General features: G+C 63.8%; 26 protein-coding genes. 11 read left to right on the forward strand and 15 right to left on the reverse strand.

Annotated elements, in window-relative coordinates; translation table 11 throughout:
- Positions 1-4 precede the first annotated feature (4 nt).
- Both QYQ98_RS02020 and QYQ98_RS02025 read left to right on the forward strand, forming a co-directional pair.
- Positions 5-2,158: a fructose-specific PTS transporter subunit EIIC gene (locus QYQ98_RS02020; protein WP_302007797.1), complete on the forward strand. Its 2,154-nt coding sequence runs from the start codon at positions 5-7 to the stop codon at positions 2,156-2,158.
- Positions 2,159-2,227: 69 nt separating this feature from the next.
- Positions 2,228-2,497 carry an HPr family phosphocarrier protein gene (locus tag QYQ98_RS02025; RefSeq protein ID WP_302007109.1) on the forward strand — a complete coding sequence of 90 codons (270 nt, stop codon included), beginning with the start codon at positions 2,228-2,230 and terminating at the stop codon, positions 2,495-2,497.
- A 76-nt stretch (positions 2,498-2,573) separates the two neighbouring features.
- Here the strand turns inward: QYQ98_RS02025 and QYQ98_RS02030 are convergent, their stop codons facing one another.
- The 3 genes from QYQ98_RS02030 to hflX all read right to left on the reverse strand — a co-directional run bounded on the left by QYQ98_RS02030 (position 2,574) and on the right by hflX (position 7,010).
- On the reverse strand, positions 2,574-3,680 hold the full coding sequence (locus QYQ98_RS02030) for an HNH endonuclease signature motif containing protein (RefSeq protein WP_302007110.1): 1,107 nt from the start codon (positions 3,678-3,680) through the stop codon (positions 2,574-2,576).
- Between the two features lie 284 nt (positions 3,681-3,964).
- Positions 3,965-5,281: a uracil-xanthine permease family protein gene (locus tag QYQ98_RS02035; protein WP_302007111.1), complete on the reverse strand. Its 1,317-nt coding sequence runs from the start codon at positions 5,279-5,281 to the stop codon at positions 3,965-3,967.
- Positions 5,282-5,417: 136 nt separating this feature from the next.
- Positions 5,418-7,010, reverse strand: a complete 1,593-nt coding sequence (gene hflX / locus QYQ98_RS02040; protein ID WP_302007112.1) for a GTPase HflX — start codon at positions 7,008-7,010, stop codon at positions 5,418-5,420.
- A 128-nt stretch (positions 7,011-7,138) separates the two neighbouring features.
- Here hflX and QYQ98_RS02045 point away from each other — a divergent pair, with 128 nt between their 5' ends.
- Positions 7,139-7,903 carry a hypothetical protein gene (locus QYQ98_RS02045; RefSeq protein ID WP_302007798.1) on the forward strand — a complete coding sequence of 255 codons (765 nt, stop codon included), beginning with the start codon at positions 7,139-7,141 and terminating at the stop codon, positions 7,901-7,903.
- 42 nt (positions 7,904-7,945) lie between these two features.
- Positions 7,946-8,461, forward strand: a complete 516-nt coding sequence (locus QYQ98_RS02050; RefSeq protein ID WP_302007113.1) for a hypothetical protein — start codon at positions 7,946-7,948, stop codon at positions 8,459-8,461.
- A gap of 42 nt (positions 8,462-8,503) precedes the next feature.
- On the opposite strand, the gene dapF is transcribed toward QYQ98_RS02050, so the two are convergent.
- The 3 genes from dapF to QYQ98_RS02065 are packed head-to-tail and all read right to left on the reverse strand — an operon-like array spanning position 8,504 to position 11,047.
- Positions 8,504-9,541 carry a diaminopimelate epimerase gene (dapF, locus tag QYQ98_RS02055; RefSeq protein WP_302007114.1) on the reverse strand — a complete coding sequence of 346 codons (1,038 nt, stop codon included), beginning with the start codon at positions 9,539-9,541 and terminating at the stop codon, positions 8,504-8,506.
- Positions 9,538-10,458 carry a tRNA (adenosine(37)-N6)-dimethylallyltransferase MiaA gene (gene miaA, locus QYQ98_RS02060; protein ID WP_302007115.1) on the reverse strand — a complete coding sequence of 307 codons (921 nt, stop codon included), beginning with the start codon at positions 10,456-10,458 and terminating at the stop codon, positions 9,538-9,540. Before miaA ends, dapF begins: the two co-directional genes overlap by 4 nt.
- Positions 10,451-11,047 (reverse strand): hypothetical protein, encoded by a 597-nt coding sequence (locus QYQ98_RS02065; protein WP_302007116.1) that lies wholly within the window; start codon positions 11,045-11,047, stop codon positions 10,451-10,453. Before QYQ98_RS02065 ends, miaA begins: the two co-directional genes overlap by 8 nt.
- 137 nt (positions 11,048-11,184) lie before the next feature.
- On the opposite strand from QYQ98_RS02065, the gene QYQ98_RS02070 reads away from it, so the two are divergent.
- The 3 genes from QYQ98_RS02070 to QYQ98_RS02080 all read left to right on the forward strand — a co-directional run bounded on the left by QYQ98_RS02070 (position 11,185) and on the right by QYQ98_RS02080 (position 15,501).
- Positions 11,185-12,573 (forward strand): DUF349 domain-containing protein, encoded by a 1,389-nt coding sequence (locus tag QYQ98_RS02070; RefSeq protein WP_302007117.1) that lies wholly within the window; start codon positions 11,185-11,187, stop codon positions 12,571-12,573.
- Between the two features lies 1 nt (position 12,574).
- Positions 12,575-13,822: a GNAT family N-acetyltransferase gene (locus QYQ98_RS02075; protein WP_302007118.1), complete on the forward strand. Its 1,248-nt coding sequence runs from the start codon at positions 12,575-12,577 to the stop codon at positions 13,820-13,822.
- A gap of 116 nt (positions 13,823-13,938) precedes the next feature.
- On the forward strand, positions 13,939-15,501 hold the full coding sequence (locus tag QYQ98_RS02080) for an FMN-binding glutamate synthase family protein (RefSeq protein WP_302007799.1): 1,563 nt from the start codon (positions 13,939-13,941) through the stop codon (positions 15,499-15,501).
- Positions 15,502-15,681: 180 nt separating this feature from the next.
- On the opposite strand, the gene QYQ98_RS02085 is transcribed toward QYQ98_RS02080, so the two are convergent.
- The gene (locus QYQ98_RS02085; protein ID WP_302007119.1) at positions 15,682-16,314 is read right to left on the reverse strand and encodes a hypothetical protein; all 633 of its coding nucleotides are present in this window, start codon (positions 16,312-16,314) and stop codon (positions 15,682-15,684) included.
- Between the two features lie 9 nt (positions 16,315-16,323).
- The gene (miaB, locus tag QYQ98_RS02090; RefSeq protein ID WP_302007800.1) at positions 16,324-17,874 is read right to left on the reverse strand and encodes a tRNA (N6-isopentenyl adenosine(37)-C2)-methylthiotransferase MiaB; all 1,551 of its coding nucleotides are present in this window, start codon (positions 17,872-17,874) and stop codon (positions 16,324-16,326) included.
- Between the two features lie 161 nt (positions 17,875-18,035).
- On the opposite strand from miaB, the gene QYQ98_RS02095 reads away from it, so the two are divergent.
- On the forward strand, positions 18,036-18,932 hold the full coding sequence (locus QYQ98_RS02095) for a transporter substrate-binding domain-containing protein (RefSeq protein WP_302007120.1): 897 nt from the start codon (positions 18,036-18,038) through the stop codon (positions 18,930-18,932).
- A 120-nt stretch (positions 18,933-19,052) separates the two neighbouring features.
- On the opposite strand, the gene QYQ98_RS02100 is transcribed toward QYQ98_RS02095, so the two are convergent.
- The 3 genes from QYQ98_RS02100 to QYQ98_RS02110 form a co-directional block, all read right to left on the reverse strand.
- Positions 19,053-19,685, reverse strand: a complete 633-nt coding sequence (locus QYQ98_RS02100; RefSeq protein ID WP_302007121.1) for a regulatory protein RecX — start codon at positions 19,683-19,685, stop codon at positions 19,053-19,055.
- A gap of 6 nt (positions 19,686-19,691) precedes the next feature.
- Positions 19,692-20,825 carry a recombinase RecA gene (gene recA, locus QYQ98_RS02105; RefSeq protein ID WP_302007122.1) on the reverse strand — a complete coding sequence of 378 codons (1,134 nt, stop codon included), beginning with the start codon at positions 20,823-20,825 and terminating at the stop codon, positions 19,692-19,694.
- A gap of 221 nt (positions 20,826-21,046) precedes the next feature.
- Positions 21,047-21,262, reverse strand: coding sequence for a DUF3046 domain-containing protein (locus tag QYQ98_RS02110; protein WP_302007123.1), 216 nt, complete (start codon positions 21,260-21,262; stop codon positions 21,047-21,049).
- Positions 21,263-21,353: 91 nt separating this feature from the next.
- Here QYQ98_RS02110 and QYQ98_RS02115 point away from each other — a divergent pair, with 91 nt between their 5' ends.
- From QYQ98_RS02115 to QYQ98_RS02125, 3 genes are read left to right on the forward strand one after another with little or no spacing between them, the layout of a single operon-like run.
- The gene (locus QYQ98_RS02115) at positions 21,354-21,938 is read left to right on the forward strand and encodes a biotin transporter BioY (RefSeq protein ID WP_302007124.1); all 585 of its coding nucleotides are present in this window, start codon (positions 21,354-21,356) and stop codon (positions 21,936-21,938) included.
- Positions 21,939-21,947: 9 nt separating this feature from the next.
- Positions 21,948-22,658, forward strand: a complete 711-nt coding sequence (locus QYQ98_RS02120; RefSeq protein WP_302007125.1) for an energy-coupling factor ABC transporter ATP-binding protein — start codon at positions 21,948-21,950, stop codon at positions 22,656-22,658.
- A gap of 23 nt (positions 22,659-22,681) precedes the next feature.
- Entirely contained in the window at positions 22,682-23,278 is a 597-nt protein-coding gene (locus QYQ98_RS02125) for an energy-coupling factor transporter transmembrane protein EcfT (RefSeq protein WP_302007126.1), read from the forward strand.
- Between the two features lie 33 nt (positions 23,279-23,311).
- Here the strand turns inward: QYQ98_RS02125 and QYQ98_RS02130 are convergent, their stop codons facing one another.
- The 4 genes from QYQ98_RS02130 to pgsA form a co-directional block, all read right to left on the reverse strand.
- On the reverse strand, positions 23,312-24,169 hold the full coding sequence (locus tag QYQ98_RS02130; RefSeq protein WP_302007127.1) for a PspA/IM30 family protein: 858 nt from the start codon (positions 24,167-24,169) through the stop codon (positions 23,312-23,314).
- Between the two features lie 105 nt (positions 24,170-24,274).
- Positions 24,275-24,670, reverse strand: coding sequence for a helix-turn-helix domain-containing protein (locus QYQ98_RS02135; RefSeq protein WP_302007128.1), 396 nt, complete (start codon positions 24,668-24,670; stop codon positions 24,275-24,277).
- Positions 24,671-24,678: 8 nt separating this feature from the next.
- On the reverse strand, positions 24,679-25,296 hold the full coding sequence (locus QYQ98_RS02140) for a CinA family protein (protein ID WP_302007129.1): 618 nt from the start codon (positions 25,294-25,296) through the stop codon (positions 24,679-24,681).
- On the reverse strand, positions 25,293-25,850 hold the full coding sequence (pgsA, locus tag QYQ98_RS02145) for a CDP-diacylglycerol--glycerol-3-phosphate 3-phosphatidyltransferase (RefSeq protein ID WP_302007130.1): 558 nt from the start codon (positions 25,848-25,850) through the stop codon (positions 25,293-25,295). The genes QYQ98_RS02140 and pgsA overlap by 4 nt, the downstream gene beginning before the upstream one ends.
- Positions 25,851-25,861: the final 11 nt, after the last annotated feature.

Genomic DNA, 25,861 nt, shown 5'->3' on the forward strand with positions numbered 1-25,861 from the left:
GGAAATACCGTGTCATCATCCACCATCACACCGGACCTCGTTCTTCGGTAGCACACCGGCCGAGGTCATCGGCAACCTCGCGGCGCTCGTCGCCGACGCGGGGCGCACATCCGACCCCAGCACGCTTGCCGACGCCGCCTCCGCCCGCGAAGAAAAAGCCGGCACCGGCGTCAACGGCCAAGTGGCCATCCCCCACTGCCGCACCTCCGCGGTCAGTGAGCCGACCTTGGCATTCGCCCGCCTGTCGCGGCCGGTCGATTTCGCCGGTCCCGACGGCGACGCGCAGCTCGTGTTCCTCATCGCCGCACCCGAGGGCGGGGGCAAGGAGCACCTGAAGATCCTTTCGAAGCTCGCCCGCGCACTCGTCCGCGGCGATTTCCTGGACAAGCTGCGCAACGCGGCCAAGCCGGAAGAGGTCGTTGCCGCTGTCGACGAGGTGATGAACACCGAGCCGAAGAATAAGAAGGCGGCCAGCGCAGACAACGCCGGAGCGGGCTCCACGGTCGCTGCCAGCGCGCCGACGGAGACCGCCCTGACCGCGAAGAAACGCATCGTCGCCGTCACCTCGTGCGCGACCGGCATTGCCCACACGTACATGGCGGCCGACGCACTCGAGCAAGCGGCAAGCACGCGTGACGACGTCGAGTTGTGCATCGAGCCCCAAGGCTCCTCCGGCGGCGACCGCGTCGACCCGGAGTTCATCGCGTCGGCCGACGCGGTGATCTTCGCCCACGACGTCGCAGTCCGGGACCGCGAGCGCTTAGCCGGTAAACCGGTCGTCGATAGTCCCGTCAAACGCGGAATCAACGAACCGAACGCGATGATCGACGAGGCGATCGCCGCGGCGGACAACCCCAACGCCCGCCGCGTTCCGGGCGGGGCGGCCGCGGAATCCTCCGGTGAGGCCAAAGGCGACGTGGGCTGGCCCAAGCGCATCCAGCAAGCCATCATGACGGGTGTTTCGTACATGGTCCCGTTCGTTGCTGCCGGCGGCCTGCTTCTGGCGCTCGGCTTCCTCGTCGGCGGGTACGACGTTGATAGCGGGTGGCAGACGATCCCGCTCGAGTTCTCTCCCGCAAACTTGCCGGGCAACGACGTGCTTATCGACGGCGAAATGGTCAGCTTCGACCGCTCCGGCTGGGCCCTGTACATGGGCGCGGTTCTCTTCGCCATAGGGCAGTTGGCGATGCAGTTCGTGGTGGCCGCGCTCTCCGGCTATATCGGCTACGGCATTGCCGGCCGCCCCGGCATCGCTCCGGGCTTCGTCGGCGGTGCCATCTCCGTGATGGTCGGCGCCGGCTTCATCGGCGGCTTGGTGACGGGTCTGCTCGCCGGATTCATTGCGTACTGGATCGGATCGTGGAAGGTGCCGCGCTGGCTCGGTTCCCTGATGCCGGTGGTCATTATCCCGCTCTTGACGTCGCTGCTCGTGGGCCTGCTTATGTTCCTGCTTCTCGGCCGCCCGCTGGGTGCCATTATGACGGGGCTGCAAAGCTGGCTTGAGTCGATGAGCGGTTCTTCGGCCATTCTGCTGGGTGTGATCATTGGCCTGATGATGTGCTTCGACCTCGGTGGCCCGGTGAATAAGGCGGCGTACCTCTTCGGTACCGCTGGTCTGTCCGCCGGAACGGACGCAGCCTACGAGATCATGGCTGCCGTCATGATTTCGGGCATGGTCCCGCCGATCGCTCTGTCCATTGCCACGTTCCTCCGCGCCACGCTGTTCACCCCTGCTGAACAGGAGAACGGTAAATCTGCGTGGCTACTGGGCCTGTCCTTCGTCTCCGAGGGCGCGATCCCGTTCGCCGCAGCCGACCCGTTCCGCGTCATCCCGTCGATGATGCTCGGCGGTGCTGCAGCTGGCGCAACGTCGATGGCTCTGGGCGTCGGCGCGAAGGCGCCGCACGGCGGCATCTTCGTCATTTTCGCCTACGAGCCGTGGTGGGGCATGTTCGTTGCTCTCGCAGTCGGCGTAGCCGTCGCCGCGATCGCTGTGATCGCCGCAAAGCAGATCTGGCCCAACAAGACGATCGAGGAAGCAGCTCAGAAGAGTTCAGGCGCTGCCGCGGACGCGCAGCTGGCTGCCGCTGGTGCCTCGGCCACCACGGCACCTGCCGCAACGACCACCACCCCGGCCGCAACGGGCACGACCGCCTAACACAAAAAGATCTCTACGATGGAGCATGTACAGCGCCCATCGAAAAGCCAATCAGAAAGGACATTTCACATGGCTTCCAAGACAGCCAAGGTCGGCTCCACCGTCGGCCTGCACGCCCGCCCCGCAACTGTGATCGCGGAGGCAGCCAGCGAATACGACGAGGACATCATTCTCACCCTCGTTGGCGGCGACGAGGACGACGAAACCGATGCCGCGTCCTCCCTCATGATCATGGCCATGGGTGCCGAGCACGGCGACGAAGTCACCGTCACCTCCGACGATGAGGAGGCAGTGGAGAAAATCGCGGCGCTCATCGAGTCCAACCTCGACGACGAGTAAGTCTTTGCGGACGCTCATCGCCGACCCCGCGCTCCAGCCTCTACGGGCTGGGGCGTTTTTCATTCCCGTGGGGCGTTTACGGTGGCGCGTTTTCCGGAGCGTCCGTTCGATCAATCCCGAACAGACTGTGCACCGCCCCGAACCGGTGGTACTTGTTGGGCACCGCGTAACCGCGGGGTGAGTTCCAGACCGGTGTCCCGTTAATTCTTTCGATGCGTCCGCGTTTGACGCGGCGCGGATCGTCGTCGTTGACCCTGTTGTGGTACCGGCACAGCGGCGCCAGGTTGTTCCAGTTGGTCTCTCCCCCGTGCCGCCATGCGGTGATGTGGTGGATTTCGCAGCAATCTGCGCCGTGGCGGCATCCGGGAACTGGGCACACCGGCGCGGCGACCCGTGCGAGGTCGCGCTGTTTCTTGTTCGCGAGTCTCTCGCCGCGGTAGAGATTCACGGGCCCTTCCTGAGGATGCACCGCGGCGATTTCCAGATCGGCACCGGCGCATTGCTGCAGAAATTCGGCGCCGGTCATGGTGGTGGCGTCGGTAAGTCCGAGAATGATGTCGTCGCCCTCGCCGCGCAGGATCCGCGTCCAAGCGGGCAGCGGCACGAGGACCATGGGCCGGGGAACGGCGGCCGGAACCCCTGCCCCGTCGCGACGCATGAGCCGCACGAAGTTGTCGAGCATTTGCGGCGCCACCGGTCGCGCCGGGTCGACACCCCGCAATAGTGCGTGTTCGAGGTCTGCGATGTCGCGTTCCTCACCCGTGACGGACATGGTGCGCATGCCCTGCCGCGACTTGGAGAAGCGCACTTGTTTACGCGGGGGTCGCGGATCCGCTTCGATCAACGCTTTCGCTTTTTGACGCACCGCCTCATATCCCCCACCCACCCCCAGCAGCGAGAACCGCATGCTCCACTGCTCGCGCGGATCCTTTACGGCCCGCACTTTCTTCTCGATGAGCACCAGCTGGTCGATGCTCACACTCCCCGCCCGCGCAAGGTCTACAGCATGGCGTTGCTGGGCTGTCCGTTTCGTGCTCCCGAAGTAGGTGTCGTGGACCAGCGCCCAGTCGTTGACGTTGCCGGGACGGATCCCAGCCTCAAGGGCAGCCTCGCGGTCGAATCCGGCGAGGGTGTCCAAAGCAGCGCCAGATTGGGCGACAAGAAATGAGGCGAATGTGCTCATGCCCCGCAGAGTAAAGGGATTGCGGCAATGGGGAAAGGCATCGCTTAAGTGCCTGTGGATAAAGTTCAGTTATCCACAGATTTTAGTCTCCGTCGGTGCTAGCACTTGACGGATGCGCGAGTCTCTGAAAAAGTGCGTGCCTCGTTGCGCCGCTGCCACCGCGCCACTGTTCCACTGTGTCGTTTCCCCACGCCATCGTCGTGCCGCTGCCGTGCCCTTGCGTCGGTGCCGCTGCCTCGTCCCTGCGTCGGCACCGTGGGGTCGCGCCGCTACCGCCGTTGCGTTTACTTGTAACTTGGTTCTGCGGTGCCCCTGCGCGATGCAGGTAGGAGACGGCCCTCGCCAAAGTTCGCGTACGCCCACTGCATGATCGGGTACAGAATGATGATGCCGATCGAGCCGAGCGCAATTCCCTCGAGAGTGACGCTGCCGAATTCGAAAGTCAGGTTCCCGATGCCGACGATCAGAGCCACCGCCGCCATGGTCAGGTTGACGGGATTATTGAAGTCAACGTGGTTGTCCTGCCAGATTCGTACACCGAGCATGCCGATCAACCCGTAAAGGACGAGACACGCGCCACCAAGTACGCCGGCGGGAATGGTGAAGATAAGCGCACCGAACTTGGGAATGAACGCCAGCATGATGGCGAAGACCGCGGCGACCCAGTACGCGGCCGTGGAATACACACGGGTGGCGGCCATGACGCCGATGTTCTCGGCGTACGTGGTGGTGCCGGAGCCGCCGAAGGCACCGGCAAGTGTCGTGGCCACGCCGTCGCCGATGAGTGCCGGGCCAGCAAGATCGTCGAGGTCACGCTGGGTCATCTCCGCGACGGCCTTGACGTGGCCGACGTTCTCGGCGATGAGGACAACGAGGACCGGCAGCGTGACCAAGATCGCGGAGAGGTGGAACTCGGGAGTATGGAACGTGGGCAGCCCGATCCATGAGGCAGCGGCGATGGTTGCTCCGGCATCCTCGGCCAGGTTGCCGGTCAGCGCCGCGAAGACCCACCCGGCGACGACGCCGATGAGAATGGATAGGCGCGAAGCCATTCCCCGGAAGCAGGCCGTGGCGATGAGGATGACCGCGAGCGTCACTAGTCCGACCGCGGGTTGCGTCTGGGTGTTCGCCACCGCAGTCGGCGCGAGGTTCAGTCCGATAAGCGCGACGATCGCTCCGGTGACCGCCGGCGGCATGACCGCGTCAATGACGCGCTTGCCCGCCCACGAAACCAGCAGACCGACGCCGATAAGAGCCAACCCCGTGACGAGAATGCCCCCCAGCTGCGCTCCGATTCCGTGCTGCTGCGATGCGGCCAACGGCGCGATGAAAGCAAACGACGACCCGAGGTAGCTGGGCAACCGGTTACGGGTGAACAGCAGGAAGATAATGGTGCCCAAACCGGAGAACAACAGAGTCGTATTTACCGGGAAGCCGGTCAACGTGGGCACAAGCAGCGTGGCGCCAAACATCGCGATGACATGCTGCATGCCGATTCCGATTGTCCTCGGCCAGCTCAACCGCTCCTCAGGGGCAACAACAGAACCGGGCAGAATGGTTTTGCCGTTGCCGTGGACGGCCCAAGAAGGAAGAAAGCTCACAGGCCCAAGAATCTATCAGGTCCAGCTCCGTCGCGAGTCGCGTGGATGCCGGTACGACACCGCCAAGACAGAGCAAGACAGAGCTACCACGCCAGCGCACCACCACCAACGGGGCCACAACAGTGGCCCGAGAAGGCTAGGACACCACGAAATCGGAGTACTGGCGGGCAAGGATGCGGGGGAGGCGGACGTCGATAAGCGTGCCCTCTTCCTTGTACTCCTCGCTTCGCACGGTGCCTTCTTCGTGGAGGCGCGAGATGATGTCGCCGCGCGTGTACGGCACAAGCAGCGTGACGTGGGTGTCGAGCGTGTTGAGGAACATTTCAATGCGCCCCTCGAGCTCCGCGATGCCTTCGCCCGTGCGGGCAGACACGAACACGACATCGCGACCGGAATCGGCGAACGCGTGGCGCAGCTCGGCGAGCACCACCGGATCCGCCTGGTCGATCTTGTTCACCACGACGATCTCCGGCGGAATTTCCTCCCCCGTGTCGCGCGTGATCTCCGCGAGCACCTCGTTCACAGCCTTGATCTGCTTCAGCGGGAACGGGTCGGAACCGTCCACGACGTGCAGCATGAGGTCCGCGCCAGCGACCTCCTCGAGCGTGGACTTGAACGCTTCGACGAGCTGCGTGGGCAAGTGGCGCACAAACCCGACGGTATCGGTGAGCACGACCGTGCGGCCGTCCGCGAGCTCCGCTTTGCGTGTCGACGGATCCAGAGTCGCAAACAACGCATCCTCGACCAGCACACCCGCATCGGTCATGGCGTTGATCAGCGAGGACTTGCCCGCGTTGGTGTAGCCCGCGATGGCGATCTTCGGGATGGGGGAGCGCTGGCGCTGGGCGCGCTTGATGTCGCGGGCGGTCTTCATGCCCGCCAGCTCGCGGCGCAGCTTCGCCATTTCGGAGCGCAGGCGGCGGCGGTCCGCCTCGATACGCGTCTCACCGGGGCCACGGAGACCCACACCACCGTTGGAGCCCGCGCGGCCGCCCGCCTGGCGCGACAGGTTGCCGCCCCAGCCGCGGGTACGGGTGTACAGGTACTCCATTTGCGCCAGACTGACCTGCGCCTTGCCTTCCTTGGACTTCGCGTGCTGGGCAAAGATATCCAAAATGAGCATGGTCCGGTCAATCACCTTGACCCTGAGTGCTTCCTCCAACGCCACCATCTGGCCGGGCGACAGCTCACCGTCGCACACCACGGTGTCGGCGCCTGTAGCCATGACGATGTCCTTGAGCTCCCCCACCTTGCCCGAGCCGATGTAGGTGCCCGGGTCCGGCTTGTCGCGCTTCTGGTACAGCATCTCCACGACGTTCGCTCCGGCTGTCTTCGCCAGGGCGGCGAGCTCGTTCATGTTCGCCTCGACCTCGGCCGTGGTGCCCTCGGTCCACACGCCGATCAGGATGACTTGCTCAAGGCGGAGCTTGCGGTACTCGACTTCGTAACCGTCCGCCTGCTCCTCGGCGCGGATCTCGGTGTCGCGGATGACGCGTCGGAACGCGTTGCGCTCGGAAAGGTCCAGGGCGCCCGTCGTGGGAGCGTCGCCTGCAACATCGTCCAAGTATGCGTCGAAAGAATCAACGGAGTGGTCCCGCCGTGCACCGTGAGCGCTGTCGGAGGCGTCGCCGCGGGATTCAGCGTGGTCGCGGAACGCCTCGGCGAGGAGTTCGTCGTGGGTCGTCTGGTCGCCGGAGGGGGCGGAAAATGGGGAAAAAGATTTCGTCATTGAGTCCTTATTGTCACATGCCTGCACATTTGGCCAAAGATTGGCGCTCATCTACCCCAACCCGGACGATCGTCGGATTGTTCCCCGGCGGCACCCCGGCATTAGGATTGGAGCTTATGAGCGACACGATCACGACAGATCTCTCCAGCATCGGCATGGGCTATTCGCGGTGGCAGGACGCTGTGGAGGCGGCCATCGCGTCGAACCAGCTCGCGGTCACGGGCGAGGTCCGCGGCGGCCAACTCATCCAGTTCGCGGACTCGTCGGGCGCGCAGCTGAACATCCTCGCGGTCGAACCGTTCGCCACATTCGCAGGCTTCGACTCGACGACGCGGACCTACGCGCACGTCACCATGGTCAATGACGTGGTGGGTTTATGCGACATCGTCGATCCGACGGGGGCGCCCATCGCGTCCGCCACGGCCAACATCGCACAGGGGCCATTGCTTGTCGACGAATCCACCCTCCAGTGGCAAGAAATGGGATTCACCGCTCTGGCTGTGTCCGTGCAGCACTACGGCAGCGTCGACGAGTTCTTGACCGCCACCGGCGAAACCCTGGGCACGATCGTGTCCGACGGTGCGGAGCAGATCGCTTCCGGTGCTGCAGCTGCCCCGGATGCAGCGGCGAAGTTCTCCGCTCGCGTGCTGGAGTCGGAATACCGCACGAACACGTTGACCGGTGAGCGCTTCATTCACGTATCCGTCGACGGCGCATTCCCCTTCGACGTGGTTCTTCCTGCGGGTGGAACGGCCGGCCAGGAGACGGTTCAGCTTCCGGAGCGCAATTCTGTGATTGCAGGCACCGCGGTACTCGCCGGCCAGGTCGCCATGGCTGCCGGCGGCGGTGGGTGCGGCTGCGGCGGCGGTGGGTGCGGCTGCGGCGGACACTAGAGGCACTAAAGGCACTAGAAACCCTAAACAGGCACCACGATCATGGCCGGGAATAACCGCAACAAAGAGGCAGCGATTTGGCTGACGCTCGCCCTCGTTGTCGCGATTTTGCTCGGCTCGCGCCTCGGCGTGCCCGGTCTGCTGATCGGTGTCGCCCTCGCCGCGGTGGCCTTTGTCGGGTACCGCAACGACACGGTCGACCCGGAGGTTGAGGCGCTTCGTTCTTCCCTTAGGGTCGCGCGCGACGACATTGCTCAGGTTGTCGACGAATACGACGAGCTGACTACCGGAACCAGCACGGACGCTGTCGCTGACCGCACGCTCACCTACCCCGTGCTCGCAGAGCCGCACAGTGATGTTCCCGCGATCGAGGACTTCCATCTTCGGCTCGGCTCGTCCCGCCGTTTCTTGTCGCGCGTCGACGCGCACCTGCGCAACAACGACCTCGACCGCCACGCGCTCGAGCGCCTCATCAACATTGCAGACCAGCGGGCGCTCGAGCTTTCTGAGTCCTGGGCTGACGCTCGCCGCGCCGCGCGCAAGTTGGGACCCGCTTAAAACAGCACGCTCACCGTCGTTTCGACGAGCTCACCGTCGCGCTTATCGACGCAACGACCCCAGCTCCACCTCTCCCCTCCCCACGATCACGGACGGTCCAGTCATCGTCGCTTCCCCGTCGGTGATGGCGATGTCCAAAGCGCCGCCAGGGACGTGGACGGTGACGGATCCGTTTTCGATGCCGGCGTCGGCAAGCGCAGCGCGAGCGGCGGCGACCGTGCCGGTTCCGCACGAGCGCGTCTCACCGACCCCGCGCTCCCACACACGCATGTGAACGGTGCCGTCGGTCATTTCGGTGAGAATTTCCACGTTGACTCCCGCCGGGAAGAACTCGTGGTCGAAGGCTGGCTGCACGAACTCCATGTCCACCAGCTGTCCAGCCGTCAGCCCGGGAATCACCGCGGCGAGGTGCGGATTGCCCACGTCCACGCCAAGGCCGGCAAAATCCACCTCGCCCATGCGCGCCGTGGACACACCGGTGACCTTGACCGGCCCCATGCCAACCTCCACCTGTGCGCGGGAAGGACCGTGCGGACCGTCGCCTTCCAACTCGTGGATGACGATGTGTTTCACCCCGGCGCGGGTGGCCACGTCGAATTCCCGCTCCGTCTCTAATCCTTGTGCGGCGAGGACGTGGGCGAACACGCGAATACCATTGCCGCACATTTCGGCGACAGAGCCATCGGCGTTGCGGTAGTCCATAAACCACCGGGCGCCGCTGCCATTGCCGGCGCGAGTGCCGTGGTCGCTGGTTGCACGGCCGGCGTTGCCGCTGCCGGTCACCCTCACGTTCTCCGCGGCAGCCTCACCGGAGGTGTCCGAGACCGTGACGAATTCCGTGGCATCAGGGGCATCAGGGGCACCAGGGTCAGCCGCGCGGACCAGGCGCAGGAATCCGTCGCCGCCGATCCCGGCGCGGCGGTCGCACAGAGCTGCCACAAGGTCGTCGGTGAGGACGCCGAGCGTTTCGAGCTGATCGTCGACATCGATAAGTACGACGAAGTCGTTCTCCGTGCCGTGTGCCTTGATGAACGGCAGGGAGGAAAGGTGCGGTTCGGTCTCGTTGTTGTTGGTGCTCACGCGAGCGAGTCTAGCGCGGCGCGCAGCAGCTCTTCGGCGGTCTGGTCCGCGTCAATCCATGTGATCCGCTTGTCGCGGTTGAACCAGGAACGCTGGCGGCGCACGTAACGGCGGGTGCCGGTAATGGTGGATTCAATGGCGTCGTCCAGCGTGCAGTCTCCGTCGAGGTAGTCGAGTACCTGCGCGTATCCGATGGCGCGACCGGCGGTCGAGTCCGCGACGAGCCCCACGCCGATCAATCCCTTAACCTCGTCGACCAACCCATTCTCGAACATCTGGCGGGTGCGCAGCTCTATGCGCGGATTCAACCACTCGGCAGTGGTCCTTAGTCCTACGATCCGGGTCCCCCAGCGCGGCGGGGCATGCTTCGGCGGCTGCGAGGCCTGGAATGGCTGGCCGGTCAGCTCGATCACCTCGAGCGCGCGGACGGTGCGCCGGGGGTCATTGTCCTCGATGACGGCAGCAGCTGCAGGATCCAGCTCGGCCAATTCAGCGTGCAGAGCCGCGACACCGATGCGATTTAGCCGCTGTTCGTATTTTTCCCGGACGGAGGGGTCGGTGGGCGGGAACTGCCAATCGTCGATAAGCGATTGCACATACATCATGGACCCGCCGACAAGGATGGGGACGGTGCCGCGCGCGGCGATGGCCTCGACTGCCTCGACCGCGAGTGCCTGGTACTCGGCGACTGACGCCGTGCGGGTGACATCCCAGATGTCGAGCAGGTGGTGCGGGATGCCGCCGCGGTCGTCAGGCGGAAGTTTCGCGGTGCCGATGTCCATGCCGCGGTACAGCTGCATCGAGTCGACGTTGACAACCTCCCCGCCGAGCGTGTGCGCGAGAGCGATGCCCAGATCCGACTTTCCGGAGGCCGTCGGGCCGACGACCGCGATAGGTGCGACAGGGAGATCAGGCATGATCCACCTGCCACGCCGCCACGAAACGACCGACGCCCAACGACGCATCGTGTGCGAGCAGCTCGCAACGCACCGGGCGCAACGCGGCGAGCTCGTGCCACAAAGCCGGCTCAACGACGCCGCGCACCGCGAGCTCGTCCGGCAACGCGTCATCCCCGGCCAAAAAACGCACCATGTGCTCGTGGGTCTCCTGCGCGCCGTCGACAAGCGCCAACGGCGCACGCCGCGTCAACCCCGCGGACCCGTCGACGACGACCACGGTGAGCGCCTCCGGGTCGAACGGTGCGAGTGTGGCGCGCGAATCCGTGACCCGCTCTGCGCCCGTACCCAAGCAGTAACGCGCAACGAGTTCCGCCAGGTAGTTCCCCCCGCCCACAGCGACGTTCGGCGCACCCCACGCCGCCAGCGAACCCGTGCGCTCCGTGCGCCACCGCCCGTCGCGAGAACCGACGATATGTACGGCGCGGGCATCCTGCTCAGCAAGTTCACGGATCGTGCGCACCATGGCGCGGCCGACGAAATCTCCCGGGGCGAGCTCCGCGACCAACGCCGGAGACCCCGGCACGACGCACACGTTGAACTGGTTCACGCCCACCACCCTATCCAGCCCGCTCCGGGGCATCAGCAAACGGTTCCAACGGCTGACAACCGAGCGCGCGGGCCGGTAAGGTTTCAAAGCATCACGGCAGCCGTGACGCGCGGCACACACAAGAAAGGACGTTCACCATGACGCAACCACCCACCGACGGACAGACGCCCAACACCACTCCGGCCCCGTCGCCGGGCTCGATGCCTTCCCGCGCCCCGAAACCCGGCCCGCGTCCAGGGGCCCGTCCCGCTGCACCTACTCCGTCGCCGTCGCCCGCGACCCCGGCCGCGCCTGTGACACGAGCCGACACCGCCGATGCCAAGAAGTTCGGTCGCGTCGCCGCGGACGGGACGGTGTATGTCACCCGCACCGGTACTGAGCGTGCCGTCGGTTCGTGGCAGGCCGGCACCCCGGAGGAAGGGCTGGAGCACTTCGCCCAGCGTTTCGGGGATTTGTCCACCGAGGTCGGACTTTTGGAAAACCGCCTCGCGGCGCGCCCGGAGGACGCGAATTCCGTGCGCACCCAAGCGCAGCAGCTCATCGATTCGCTGGATGAGCAGGCTGTCGTCGGAGACTTGGACGCGCTGGAGACTCGACTGAAGGAGCTTCTCGGCCAGGCCGACGTCGCAGGCGAAAAAGCCAAGGAGGCGAAGGAAGCCCGCCGAGCTGAGGCGATCGCGCGTAAAGAAGCTCTCGCAACTGAGGCAGAAGACTTGGCCGCGAATTCCACCGAGTGGAAAGCCGCCGGCGACCGCATCCGCGCGATCCTCGACGAGTGGAAGACCATTCGTGGCATCGACCGGAAGACGGACGACGCGCTGTGGAAGCGTTATTCCAAGGCGCGCGACTCCTTCAACCGCCGCCGGGGCGCGCACTTCGCAGAACTCGACCGCGGGCGCGCCGCCGCCAAGGCAGCGAAAGAAGACATCATCGAGCGCGCCGAGAAGATCAAGGATTCTACCGACTGGAACGACACCGCCCGCGCATTCCGCGACCTGATGAGCGAGTGGAAGGCCGCCGGCCGCGCCCCGCGCGACGTGGACGACAAGCTGTGGGAGCGGTTCCGTGCGGCCCAGGACCACTTCTTCGCCGCGCGAAACGCGGTCAACGATGAGCGCGACCGCGAGTTCGAGGCCAATGCCAAGGCCAAGGACGAGCTCATTGCAGAGTACGACCCGCTGATCGACCCGGAGAAGGGTCTCGGCGCCGCGAAGTCGAAATTGCGCGAGCTACAGGAGAAGTGGGAGGAGATCGGTTACGTCCCGCGCGGCAAGGTCCGCGAGTACGAAGACAAGATCGGCGAGATTGAGCAACGTGTCTCCGACGCCGAGGAGAAGCAGTGGCGCAAGTCGAACCCGGTCCAGCAAGACAAGGCAAACCAGTTCCAGGTCAAGGCGGACGACTTCCGCGCCAAGGCTGATGCGGCCGAGGCAAAGGGTGACGCGGCGAAGGCAGCGGAGCTCCGCGCACAGGCGGAGCAGTGGCAGGAGTTCGCAGACGTCGCCGCGAAGGCGCTCGACGACTAGGTTGCAGCCCCTCCTATACTCCCCGGCCAGCGCCGACTCCGATGAGGTCGTCGGCGCGTACGCGTTCTCGGCGACGTTGGCGATCCAGGACATCACCGGCGATGCGCATTCCGGGGTCACTGCGTCTCATCTAGCCAAACGCCTCGAGGGATCCGCCGAGTCCGAGGCGCTGCTGTTCGCGCTCACAAGCCGGCAAACACCGCGCCCGCTCAGCTCGCGCGGTTATCCCCTGATCAGCGTTGACGACCTCACCGATATCGACGCTTGGGTGTTCATCTCGCTGCCGCTTCTCGAGGACACCTCCATCATCGAAGCCACCGTCACGCTCGACGCTGTGGTCGCGCCAGTCCCCGGCTCCGGAGAGCCCGTTCCGCGTGAACCGTGGGGTGCGGCTTTATCGCTTATCGACGCCCTCTCCCACTCCCTTAACCGCCCCACCCGCCACATCTGGGAGACCCACCCTCCTGGCTCTCCGTCCCCTGCCGCGGAAATTCTCACCACAGCCGGATATTCCGAGGCCTACGCAGAAAAGCAAGCGACGTTCACGATCGGTGAGTACCCCGCAGCGGGATCGCGTGTCCGAGCCGCTCTGAGTGGGGAGTTAGCTGCGGGTGGGGAGCCTGCCGGCGTTGCACCGGGCGCCGAATCGGCAGTGAGCACCGAGGCTGGACAGGGAGCTTTCGCAGATCTTCCCGTCAAAACGATTGTCGCGGTCCACAACATGATTTTTGACCGCGCGGATCTACCGCAGTTCCGCGCCCTGCTCACCGCCGCATCCCAGGACTACCCGCGCGGAGATTTGGTTCTGGACACCGTGGAATGGACTGAGCAGCGCCTGCGGGATGCCGGTGCTCGTTTGATGGACCGCGGTGGCAACCAGATCACGATGATCGCGTTCACGGACCGCGCCAGCTCCGGGAACGAGTCCAGCGCCCGCTGCGGGGACGAGCCCAGCGCCAGCTCCGAGCGATTCCGAAAAGCCATTGGTTTAGCCGAAGCCGTCCATTACGATTCCGACGACGACTCGCTCATGAAGCTCGGGCTCGTCTACGTCCTGCCGGAGTACCGCAATGCCGGGGTAGGCACCGCTCTGGTCGAATCCGCGTTGGAAGCCGCGAAGAGCCAATGGCCGGGAGTGGGGACGGGATACAGCTCGTATCCGTCGAGAAGCGATGCTGCTGACGCGATAGTGAACAAGTACGGTGCTGAAACGATTTCTGCGACGTCGGCCTGGCAGAAGAATGGTTAAGGAGCGAACGAATGCCCCGCCCCGTTGTTGACGGTAGCGTAGGCGACACGTAGCCCCTACGATTCCTTTGACCCTGTGCAAAATGCGAAAATGGTGAGCTCAACGTGAAGAACCCGATGTCGTCGGTAGGAAAATTCGTCGTCAAGAAACCTGGGATTGTCGCCGCCGGAACCGCCGCCGCGGCCACCGCATCTCTCGCCGCCCGGGACCTGTACCAAAAGAACAACGCGATCTTCCGCAACTACCCCGTCCTCGGACACGCGCGCTACCTGGCACACAAAATCCGCCCCGAAATCCACCAATATTTCGTCGAAAGCGACTGGGACGGACGGCCGTTCAACTACCAAACGCGCCAGATCATCAACCAGCGCGCTGATGGTACCGAGGGCGAAATGTCGTACGGCACCGAACGCAACGTCACAGAGGCTGGCTTCGAGTACCTTGTCCACTCGATGATGCCGGCCGTGGAACCGTCCGAGCCGCCGCGCGCCCGCATCGGCGGCAACGACTGCACCCAGCCCTACGACATGTCGTTGATGAACATCTCCGCCATGTCTTTCGGCGCCCTGTCCGCCAATGCCGTCCGCGCATTGAACAAGGGTGCGGAACTGGGTGGCTTCGCCCACGACACAGGTGAAGGCGGCCTGAGCAGCTACCACATGGAAAACAACGGCGACCTGGTGTGGGAAATCGGCACCGGCTACTTCTCTGCCCGAACCGAGGACGGGAAATTCGACCGCGAGAAATTCAAGGAACTCTCCGCCATCGACCAAGTCAAGATGACTGAGCTGAAGCTCTCCCAGGGCGCCAAGCCCGGCATCGGTGGCGTCCTGCCCGGTGCCAAGGTCAGCCCCGAAATCGCGCGCGTGCGTGGCGTGCCAGAAGGCAAGACGTGTGTCTCCCCCTCCCGCCACTCGGTGTTCTCCACCCCGGCGGAACTCATCGAGTTCATCGCCGAGATGCGTGAACTGTCCGGCGGCAAGCCTGCCGGATTCAAAATGTGCGTCGGTTCCATGATTGACGTCCTATCCATCTGCAAGGCGATCCAGGAAGTCGGGACTGCCCCCGACTTCATCGTCATCGACGGTTCCGAGGGTGGTACGGCCGCCGCCCCGCTCGAATACGAGGACCACGTCGGGCTGCCGCTCACCGAGGGCCTCATGATGATGCACAACGCTCTCGTCGGCACCGGGCTGCGCGAACAGATCAAGATCGGTGCCTCCGGCAAAGTCGCCGCTGCCAATGACATTGTCAAACGCCTCATCCAGGGCGCCGACTACACCAACTCGGCCCGCTCCATGATGATGGCCGTCGGCTGCATCCAGGCGCAGAAGTGCCAGACCGGCCAATGCCCCTCCGGCGTGGCCACCCAAAGCAAGTGGCGCCAACGTGCCCTCGATATCGATTCCAAGGCGGTGCGCGTGAAGAATTACCACGACGCCACTGTGCGTCAGGCCATCTCCATGATGGCCTCGTGCGGCGCAAGCTCACCCGACGAACTCACCCCGAACATGCTGCGCCAAGTCATCGCACCCGGCGTCACCCGCTCCTATGAAGCCCTGTACGAGTGGCTTCAGCCGGGCGAACTGCTCGCCCAAGCGCCGGAAGCGTGGGCTGGGGCATGGGAGCAGGCGAGCCCCGACGAGTTCCGACTGCCGGTGATCACAAAAGTCCGCTAGACCATCGTCACCCAGTTATTCAGGCCTAGTGGTGATGTCCATAACGCGCGAAGTTGACTGATTGAACGGCTAACTCGATACGCAAGCCTGAACGCGATAACTCGCTTGCGACCCTGAAACACACCGAGACCATGCATTCAACTCACCTCACGGGGTGACCACTGCGATCAGTCTTGAAACCTACCGATCCCCCGCACGGCGGTGGCGTTCGGAGGCGCGGGCGCGGCGATCGTCGATAAGCGGGGCCGCATCTTCCGCACGGCGGACCGCCTGGTGTCCCGCGGCTTCCTGCGCTTCGGCGACGGGGTTGAAGTCGGTGCGCTCGCGGCGCAAAGCCTCCATCTTCTGCTGCTCCGGATCGCGGCGGGTCCAGGCGGCGGTGAGCAGCGGCACCGCGACAACGACGCAGGACACAGCCAGGTACATACCCGCACCGGTCGCGTCGCCGGTGTCCCCCGTCTGACGCAACCACAGACCGAGCAAAGCCGCCACGAGGGAGACACACCCGGCCATCCACGCGAAGAGCGCGAAGGCCGTGCGCTGCGTGACAGCCATCAGCAACGTGAACACCGGGAGACACACGAAGGACAGGATCGCGAAAACGCGCTCGCCGATCGAGACTCCGACGGTTCCCGGTTCCGTGAACGTCAGCATCCGCCACCCCGCGACATCGCCGGCAAACGGAAGTAGCAGCGCGGCAACATAGACCGCGACCACAGCTGCGAGGACCCAGCGGCGGGCACCAAGGTCGAGTTTTCCGGCGCGGTCTTTTTCGAGGGCGGCGAGGTCGTAGCCGGTGGCGTCGTCAAGCATGCGTGCTCCTTATCCGCACGTGCCGCACGCGTTGGCGGCGGGTTGTGGCTGGGGCGCGCCGATCGTTGGAATGCCGAGACCAACGCCGACGGGTGCGGTCGTGGGAACCTGGCCGGCTTCCGCGTTGTCGCCGGCGAGCGTGCGGCGGTGCGTGTGAATGCCGGAATCGGCGATCAGGTAATGCGGACGGGAATCCGTGACCGTGACGTTCACAATGTCGCCCGGGCGAACAGCACGGTCGATATTCCCCTCGACCGTGAAGTGGACTAGGCGGCCGTCGCGCGCGCGACCCGACATGCGGCCGGTTTCCTTCTTGTCGTTCGTCTCTTGGACGAGGAGCTCCTGCTCCGTGCCCACGAGTTTCGCATTCTCATCGGCGCTGATGCGTTCCTGCAGTTCAAGAAGACGTTCAAAGCGTTCCTGAACCACCTGCTTCGGGATCTGGTCGGCCATTTCCGCCGCCGGAGTGCCCGGGCGCGGCGAATACTGGAACGTGAACGCGGAGGTGAACCGCGCCTTCTCGACGACATCAAGCGTCGCCTGGAAGTCCTCCTCCGTCTCACCTGGGAACCCGACGATGATGTCGGTTGTGATTGCCGCATGCGGAAGCTTCTCGCGCACCTCGTCCAAAATGCCGAGGAATTTCTTCGAGCGGTAGGAGCGGCGCATGTCCTTGAGCACCTTGTCTGAGCCGGACTGCAGCGGCATGTGCAGCTGCGGGCAGACGTTCGGGGTCTCCGCCATCGCGTCGATCACGTCGGACGTGAACTCCGCCGGGTGCGGGGATGTGAAACGCACGCGCTCGAGCCCCTCGATGTCGCCGCAGGCGCGCAGCAGCTTCGAGAACGCCGACCGGTCGCGCTTCATGTCCGGGTCCACGAAGTTCACGCCGTACGCGTTGACGTTTTGGCCCAGCAACGTCACCTCAGACACGCCCTGATCCACGAGCGCCTTCACCTCAGCCAGAATGTCGCCCGGGCGGCGGTCCTGCTCTTTTCCGCGTAACGACGGAACAATGCAGAACGTGCACGTGTTATTGCACCCTACGGACACCGACACCCAACCTGCGTAAGAGGACTCTCGCTTCGCGGGCAGCACAGAGGGGAAATGCTCCAGAGATTCGACGACCTCGACCTGCGCTTCCTCACTGATCCGCGCGCGGTCAAGCAACGCGGGCAGAGCAGCCATGTTGTGAGTGCCGAAAACAGCGTCGACCCACGGTGCCTTCTCGACGACCGTGTCGCGGTCCTTCTGCGCCAGGCAGCCGCCGACGGCGATCTGCATGCCGGGGTGGTTCCGCTTCACCTCGCGGAGCTGGCCGAGCGTTCCGTAGAGACGCTGATCCGCATTCTCCCGGACAGCGCACGTGTTGAACACCACGAGGTCCGGCTCCGCGTCCGCGGGTGCCGCCTCGTATCCGGCGTCCTCGAGCAGACCGGACAGGCGCTCGGAATCGTGGACATTCATCTGGCAGCCGAACGTGCGCACCTCGTAAGTACGTGGTGCCGCATCGGTCCCCGCCTCCGTGTTACGCGTCGATCCCTGGGGGGCCGAATTGATCCCTGTCGCCGCATCCGTCGTCGCATCTGTCGCTATTGTCACGGTCCATCAGTGTATTGCCGACCGTGGCGAAGACATAACCGCTTCAACCTGCTCCAGGCGCTGTAGTCTGGAAAACAGTTCTAGGGTGCTGGACCGCCAGCCCGCAAACGGAGGCATTCATGTCCATCTCACGGCGATCCCGCCTGCCACGGATATTCTTCGGCGCGACAGCGGCGGTTGTGGCCGGTTTCACGATTGCGGGGTGCAGCTTCATCTCCGACGATGACGGCCCGAGCTTGCTGGAAAGCATCGAAGCGGGAAACGTGACCGTCGGGTCGGCGTTCACTAAGCCTGGATTGAGCATCCGCAACGAGGACGGCAGTGTCGAAGGGCTCGACACCGATGTGGCGCAGTACGTGGTCAACGCGATCGCGGATGACAACGGCTGGAACCACCCCCAGATTGAATGGCGACGCGTACCGGATGGCCAACGTGCGTCAATGTTGGATCACGCTTACGTGGACGTGATCGCTTCCACGTACTCGATCAACTCGCAGCGTGCGGCCCGCACCACATTCGCCGGCCCTTATCTGCTCACCCACCAAGCCCTGCTTGTGCGCAACGGGGAGAACGGGATCACCGGCTTGGACTCGTTGAGCGGCCGCAGCGTCTGCTTCGTCACCGGCACAACTGCGGCGAGCACGATCAAGCCGAAGCTTTCCGACGTGGCGCTGGAGGAATACGACTCCTACGACGCCTGCCTGAACGCGCTGCACCGCGGATATGTCGAGGCTGTGTCAACTGACGCCGCTATTCTCGAGGGCTTCAAGGCTCTTGAACCGGGCCTGTTCGAGGTGCTTCCCCTAGAAGTGGACGGCCGGCCGATCACCGACGAGCACTACGGCCTCGGCCTGCACGACCGCGACCAGAGAACGATCGATGCCGTCAATAAGGCTTTGCAACGGATGTACGACGACGGTTCATTCGACCGCTTTGTCACTCATCATCTCCAGGCCGACCCCGACTCGTTGCGGGACACCCCGGGTAACACGTCCTTCCTCAACGCAGAGAACTAAACCACGGACGCTGAATCTTAGATGTGCATGGTGGCAGGACCCGAGCTGGCCACCGTCGAACCACGTGCACGCCCGGGTACGAATCCGCACTTCAGGTCCAGGTACGAGTCCGGGTGTAAGTCACAGCCCAGATTCGAGTTCCCTGCACCTTTCATCGAGAGCGTCTTTGCCAATCTCCAGAGCCATGGACTGGGGGAATCCCCGTCGAGCGAGCACTCCGACGATACGGCGCAGTTCTTTATCACGCGCGGTGCGATCCGCCGGAACGGTTTTCACGCTGCGCGCTTTCTTCCGGGCTAGCGTACGAGCAAGTTGCTGCTCGTCGCGCTCGTCGATTAGCGATAGTGCGTTTTCACGGTTCGCAGCGGAGACGCCTTTCTCCTGAAGTTCGCGTCGCAGCACCGCCGAGGATTTCCCGCGGCGTTCGAAGCGTTGCCGGACCCATTGCTGAGCGAAGGCCTTGTCGTCGATGAGGCCGGCGCGCTCGAGGGCGTCCAGGACGTCGTCCACCAAATCGGGGTCGGGAGCGTCCTCCCCTTCCTTGACCCTGCGTGGGTCGAGGAGCCGATCACGCAGCTCGTGCCGTGACCGCGCGCGCTGGTCCAGCAGCCGCAGCGCCCGCTCCCGCACCTTCGCGGCGGCTTTCTCGTGTTCGTGGTCTATCAGTCCCGTGCCACCGCCGGCAGCATACGCGTCGAGGGCTTCTTGCAGCCGGTGGATTTTCTCTGGGTCCGGTTCACGCCGTTCTGGCATTCAGGGTTAGCCTTCTGCCCCAGACGCGCCCCCAGATGTCGCGCCCTCAGCCTCGTCGTCGAAGTCGATGTTGGGCACCATGTCGATAGCTTCGTCGCTTAGCTCATCGTCCTTGCCAGCGAATTCGCCGACGCCGAGCTTCTCAAAGATCTTCTGCTCGAGCTCGCTCGCCAGCTCCGGGTTGTCTTTGAGGAAAAGGCGGACCTTTTCTTTGCCCTGGCCGAGCTGGTCGCCTTCGTAGGTGAACCAGGAGCCGGATTTCTTGATAATTCCGTTGTCCACGCCCATGTCGATGATCGAGGATTCGCGCGAAATGCCCTCGCCGTACATGATGTCGAATTCGGCGATCTTGAACGGCGGCGAAACCTTGTTCTTGACCACCTTCAACCGGGTACGGTTGCCGATGGAGTCTTGACCGTCCTTCAGTGTCTGAATGCGGCGGACGTCGCAGCGCACAGACGAGTAGAACTTCAAGGCTTTACCACCGGTGGTGGTTTCCGGGGAGCCGAACATGACGCCGATCTTCTCACGCAGCTGGTTGATGAAGATCGCAGTGGTGCCGGAGTTGTACAGGGCACCGGTCATCTTTCGCAGGGCCTGCGACATGAGACGCGCTTGGAGGCCGACGTGGGAGTCGCCCATCTCACCTTCAATCTCGGCCTTCGGAGTCAGGGCGGCGACAGAGTCGATGACGATCATGTCGATCGCCCCGGACCGCACAAGCATGTCAGCGATCTCGAGTGCCTGCTCACCGGTGTCCGGCTGGGAGACCAGCAGGTTATCGGTATCCACACCGAGTTTCTTGGCGTAATCGGGGTCGAGCGCGTGCTCGGCGTCGATAAATGCGGCGATTCCACCCGCCTTCTGCGCCTGTGCGATCGCGTGCAGGGCCACGGTGGTCTTACCGGAGGACTCCGGACCGTAGATTTCTACGATGCGGCCCCGCGGCCAGCCGCCGATACCGAGCGCCACGTCGATCGCGGTGTTGCCAGAGGAAATGGACTGGATAGGCGGGCGCTTCTCGTCGCCCAGGCGCATAATGGCGCCCTTTCCGTAGTCCTTCTCGATCATCGCCATTGCCGCGTCAAGCGCGTTTTGGCGGTCATTCGCAGCGGAGGCAGCTTTCTTCTTCGTTGCCATGGCGTGGTTCCTTTCGTTTCGCGTGTTGTACCGATTGTCGGCGTGATGGGCGACGCTGGTGTCCCACCAGACGGTGTTATCGATCGATTGTCTATCGGTCGCCTAACGCAGTGCCTAGTTAGACCGTTCCCATCCGCGACCGGTTCCCCGTTCACTGGAAATCACACTAGTGGGGTTTGCGACACCACCCTCAAACATACACGCACGAATGTTCGAATACTTCATTCACTCGGCCGATCGACACCCAGTCGGCGCCCTTCGGGAATGTCGAAGGCGTCGCACAGGCGGTCCCACACGATGCGGGGGTCCACACCGGCGTCGATAAGCTCGCCCGCTGTTTTTCCCTCCCCGGGGAAAACGTGGGAGGACACGACCCACTTTCCTTTCGCGTCGCCGAATTCGTCCGCGACGAGTTGGTGGAATTCCGTCAAACGCATGCGCCCCACCTTACGCGCGCCTTTGCTGGCTTATCGACGTCTCGCCCCACCCCAATTGAACACCGTTCAACCGGGCGCTACTGTTTCCCCCATGACAACTACGCACACTCCGGGCGCACGCGGCACGAGCGTCGCCACCGATATCGCCTACATTGCGGTCTTCGCCGCACTGATTTCCGTACTCGGATTCGTCGCCATCCCTGTCGGATCAGCCGGCGTACCCATCGTGCTGCAGAACGCGGCGACGATCTTGGCGGGTCTGGTCCTCGGGGGCCGCCGCGGTTTCTTGGCAACAGGCCTCTTTCTGCTCATCAGCGTCGCTTTCCCTGTGCTCGCTGGTGGCCGCACCCTGATTCAAGCTTTCTCGGGACCAACGATCGGCTACCTGCTCGGTTATCTCCTGGGAGCAGGCGCGGCCGGATACATCACGTACCGCGCACCACGGAACAACAAAGCAGCCCTGATCGGGATGCTCATTCTCGGCAGCATCGTCGCTGTGTTCCTGCAGTACTTTTTCGGCACACTCGGCCTCATGTGGCGCGCCGACATGCATGTAGGTCCCGCCATTGCCGCGCAGCTGCCATTCATTTTGCCGGATATGGGCAAGCTCGCAGTGATGGTCGCGATCGCGTTCGCCGTTCACTCTGCTTTCCCCCAGCTGCGCCGCACCCAGTAACCTCGCACTGTGCCGACTATCTCCTTCGACCGCGCCAGCGTCGCCTACGACTCCGCTGTCGTGCTTCAGCCGCAGACTTTCGAGCTGACCGAACAGCGTATCGGCATCATCGGATCCAACGGCTCCGGTAAGTCAACGCTGGTGCGGTTGGTCAACGGACTCATCGAGCCTACCTCCGGTGCCGTGCACTACAACGGTCTCGATGTGTCGAAGAAAGGCAGGGACGTTCGCCGGAAGGTCGGCTTCATCTTCTCCGACGCTGAGGCGCAGATCGTCATGCCACGGGTGCGCGACGACATCGCGTTCTCCCTGCGCCGCTTCAAACTGCCCAAGGACGAGGTGAATGAGCGCGTCGACGACATGCTCCAACGCTTCCGTCTTGTCGACCGCGCCGAGAACTCGCCCCACACTCTATCCGGCGGCGAAAAGCAGATGCTCGCGCTGGCCGCCGTCATGGTGATCGAGCCCGAAACCGTTATCGCCGACGAGCCCACCACGCTGTTGGACATGCGTAATCGCCGCCGCATCATCCAAGAATTGACGTCGCTGGAGCAGCAAGTCATCGTGGTCACCCACGACATCGACATGCTCACGGATTTCGACCGCGTCTTATGCATGAACGACGGCGACGTGGCGTTCGACGGACCACCGAGCGATGCCATCGCGTTCTACACCGACCTGATGGAGCGTCTCGACGCCTCCGGTGAATCGGGTGTGTAACTGTGCGTATCCGAGAACTTCCCATGGGGGTCTACGTCCCTGGAACCACGGTGATCCACCGGGCCTCGCCAGCCAAGAAATTCGCGGTGCTTTTCCTGTTCATCATCCTGATCACCATGCTGCCGTCCCAGCCCTGGCATTCGCTCGTGGCGGTGGTTGGCGTAGGGGTCCTATATGCGGTTGCACGGATACCGCTTCGGACTGCTCTGCGCCAAGTCGCACCGATTCTTCCCTTCATGGCGTTCATTGGCGTGTTTCTGTGGTGGCAAAGCGGCCTGGAGGAGATGCTCACCACCGTCTTCGGGCTCATCGCCGCACTTATGGCTGCCAGCCTGTTCACTCTGACCACCACGATCGAGGCGCTCATGAAGGCCCTCGAATCGAGTATGGCACCACTCGAGCGCATCGGAGTACCCGTGGACACCGTCAGTTTGGCCATCGCGCTGACAATCCGACAGATCCCCGTCCTTCTCGGCACCGCGAACGAGTCATTGGACGCGCGAAAGGCCAGGGGTGCGAATCTCTCGCTCCTGGCCTTCGGTACGCCACTTGTCATCCGCAGTGTCCGCCACGCCCAGCTTACGGGCGAGGCACTCATGGCACGCGGTGCAGTGGATTGAGTCGATTTCTAGCGTGCTTCTAAGTCACGGTGTTTAGCGTTCGCCGCGCAGCTCCCGCATGCGCGCAGCGACGGCATCCTTGTCCACGTCGGAGTAGTTGCCGGTAGAGGCGGAAGCGTTCGACGAAGCAGAGTTCCCCTTCTCAATTGCCGGCTTCTGGCCGGACTCAAGCTGGCCACCCATTTCGGCGCGGAGCTGCTCGAGGCGGTTGTGGCCAGCCATCTGGATGCCAGCCTGCTCGACCTCAGCCATGCGGCCCTGGACGGAGTTCTGCGCAAGCTCAGTCTGGCCGAGAGCGTTGGAGTAACGGCGCTCGATCTTCTCGCGCACCTGCTCCAAGTTCGGGGAAGCACCGTCGGTGATGGAGTTCATGGACTGCAGGGACTCAGCGACCTTCTCCTGCATCTTTGCCTGCTCCAGCTGGGACAGGAGCTTCGAGCGTTCAGCCACCTGCTGCTGGAGCTTCATAGAGTTGCGCTCGACAGCCTGCTTAGCCTGCTCGGCCTGCTGCAAAGCTTGGTCGTGAAGCGCCTTGGTGTCCTCGACGCCCTGCTCTGCGGTGACGAGCTGAGCGGCGAACGCCTCGGCAGCATTCTCGTACTCGGTCGCCTTGGCGTTATCGCCCTCCGCGCGGGACTTGTCGGCGAGCTGCAGAGCCTGCTTGGTGTTCGCCTGCAATTTCTCCACGTCAGCCAGGCGACGGTTGAGCTGCATTTCCAGCTGACGCTGGTTGCCAATCACGGCCGCAGCCTGCTGGGAGAGCTCCTGGTGCTGGCGCTGCGCCTCACCGATCGCCTGCTCGATCTGAATCTTCGGATCTGCGTTCTCCTCGATCTTGTTATCGAAGAGGGCCATCAGGTAATTCCAGAATTTGGTGAACGGATTAGCCATGGTCGGGAAATCGCCTTTCTACAGCGTGGAGTTTCACCACGTCACGTGATTCGTCGCTAACGGTTCAATGGTAGCGGAGCACGGCAGACCGTGTGTGGTGCCCAGCTAGACCTCTGCAGCTGCCGGCGGGGTCTGGGCCAGCTCCTCCTCCATCGCCTGGAGCGACAGATTGGCAGCGGCTTCAAGCAGCAGTTCCGACACGGTGGTGTCTAGCGCGACGCACACGGCAGCGAGGAGCTCGGAGGAGACCTCTTTACGGCCGCGCTCAAGCTCGGAGATGTAGCCGGGGGAAACGCTCGCTTCGGCTGCGAGTTCACGCAGCGTCACACCTTTGTCCGCGCGGAACGCACGCAACGACATCCCTAAAGCCTCCCGCAGGAGTGGTTCACGCACCTTAGTCTTGTCGCGGACCGATGCGTTTTCCGGGGTGTGGCCAGGAGCAGAATCCGCAGGGCGGGCATCGTGGGCGGGCTGGTAATTGAGCGTCGTTGTAGTTGCCATCACGTCGTTCAACGGTTGTCCCCTCCGTTTTGTTCCCGCTCGATTTCAGACGTGCTCTCAAGCAGCACGGCAACGATGGCCGCGGCCACCGCGTACTCGCGGATCTCCTGACGCTCCCCCACAAGAACCCGCACTGGCTCATGTGCACCCGGCACGAGCGCGAATTGAACGAACTGCGAGAAGTCCGGGATTCCAGCCACGTCCGCTAGGATCTCGGCGGCTGGGTGTGAAACGGTGCGCGATGGGCCTGCGACCGCGATGTGCACCTCGCCCACGGGGTGCCCGTCCTGCGGGTCAGGGCCTGCCACACCTGTCAGCGCAACACCCCACGTGGTGCTGCACACCGACTGCGCGCCGCGTGCCATGTGCCGCGCAGTCACGGCGGAGACGGGGCCGTACCTGTCGAGAATCTTCTCCGGCACGCCAGCCAGCGATACCTTGAGGTCCGTCGCGTATGTGACTAATCCACCGCGCAAGACATTTGAAGCACCGGGCACCTCCGCCACACTCGCGCTGGCCAAACCAGCAGTCAGGGACTCGCAAAACGCGAGGGTCTCTCCGCGCGCCGTGAGGGTGCGGACGAGATCGGCGGCTGCGGAGGCGTCGCTAAGCGTGCCCTGTGTCATGCCGAAGTCCTGTTCGCCTTGGCACCGTCGACGAGGTACTGCACACCCGTGACCACGGTGACGACCACAGCAATGAGCATGGCCACCAACGTCGGTACATCCATCCATGCCGGCAACGGGCACAAGTACATGCCGACGCCGACAGACTGCAAAACGGTTTTGAGCTTGCCGCCCTTGGACGCCGGCACGACCTTGCCGCCCCGCAGCATACCCATACGCCAGAAAGTGATACCCAGCTCGCGGACGATGATCACGACAGTGATCCAGATCGGCAGCGGGCCTGCAATATTAAGCGTAACCAGGGCGGTGATCATCAACGCCTTATCCGCGATGGGGTCGGCGATTTTGCCGAAATCCGTCACCAGCCCACGAGAACGAGCGATATCGCCGTCCAGCTTGTCCGTGATCATCAGCGCGACGAACACGCCGAACGCCCACCACCACCGCTCCGAGAGCACCAGCCACGCGAAGACTGGAATGAACAAAATACGCAGCGAAGTCAAAAAGTTGGGCAGATTCCAGTTCGACGGCTTTTGCTGGGTCGGAGCGTTCACACCCTCAACCC

Origin of the sequence: Corynebacterium sp. P3-F1, assembly GCF_030503635.1 — a bacterium.
Classification (GTDB): Bacteria; Actinomycetota; Actinomycetes; order Mycobacteriales; family Mycobacteriaceae; genus Corynebacterium.

Coding starts and splice junctions, on each gene's coding strand:
- QYQ98_RS02135 (WP_302007128.1), bottom strand. CDS start 24,670: ATGGCAACTACAACGACGCTCAATTACCAGCCCGCCCACGATGCCCGC.
- QYQ98_RS02070 (WP_302007117.1), top strand. CDS start 11,185: ATGACGCAACCACCCACCGACGGACAGACGCCCAACACCACTCCGGCC.
- QYQ98_RS02125 (WP_302007126.1), top strand. CDS start 22,682: ATGGGGGTCTACGTCCCTGGAACCACGGTGATCCACCGGGCCTCGCCA.
- recA (WP_302007122.1), bottom strand. CDS start 20,825: ATGGCAACGAAGAAGAAAGCTGCCTCCGCTGCGAATGACCGCCAAAAC.
- QYQ98_RS02080 (WP_302007799.1), top strand. CDS start 13,939: ATGTCGTCGGTAGGAAAATTCGTCGTCAAGAAACCTGGGATTGTCGCC.
- QYQ98_RS02030 (WP_302007110.1), bottom strand. CDS start 3,680: ATGAGCACATTCGCCTCATTTCTTGTCGCCCAATCTGGCGCTGCTTTG.
- QYQ98_RS02140 (WP_302007129.1), bottom strand. CDS start 25,296: ATGACACAGGGCACGCTTAGCGACGCCTCCGCAGCCGCCGATCTCGTC.
- QYQ98_RS02115 (WP_302007124.1), top strand. CDS start 21,354: ATGACAACTACGCACACTCCGGGCGCACGCGGCACGAGCGTCGCCACC.
- QYQ98_RS02025 (WP_302007109.1), top strand. CDS start 2,228: ATGGCTTCCAAGACAGCCAAGGTCGGCTCCACCGTCGGCCTGCACGCC.
- QYQ98_RS02130 (WP_302007127.1), bottom strand. CDS start 24,169: ATGGCTAATCCGTTCACCAAATTCTGGAATTACCTGATGGCCCTCTTC.
- hflX (WP_302007112.1), bottom strand. CDS start 7,010: ATGACGAAATCTTTTTCCCCATTTTCCGCCCCCTCCGGCGACCAGACG.
- QYQ98_RS02110 (WP_302007123.1), bottom strand. CDS start 21,262: ATGCGTTTGACGGAATTCCACCAACTCGTCGCGGACGAATTCGGCGAC.
- QYQ98_RS02100 (WP_302007121.1), bottom strand. CDS start 19,685: ATGCCAGAACGGCGTGAACCGGACCCAGAGAAAATCCACCGGCTGCAA.
- QYQ98_RS02050 (WP_302007113.1), top strand. CDS start 7,946: ATGGCCGGGAATAACCGCAACAAAGAGGCAGCGATTTGGCTGACGCTC.
- miaA (WP_302007115.1), bottom strand. CDS start 10,458: ATGCCTGATCTCCCTGTCGCACCTATCGCGGTCGTCGGCCCGACGGCC.
- QYQ98_RS02085 (WP_302007119.1), bottom strand. CDS start 16,314: ATGCTTGACGACGCCACCGGCTACGACCTCGCCGCCCTCGAAAAAGAC.
- QYQ98_RS02095 (WP_302007120.1), top strand. CDS start 18,036: ATGTCCATCTCACGGCGATCCCGCCTGCCACGGATATTCTTCGGCGCG.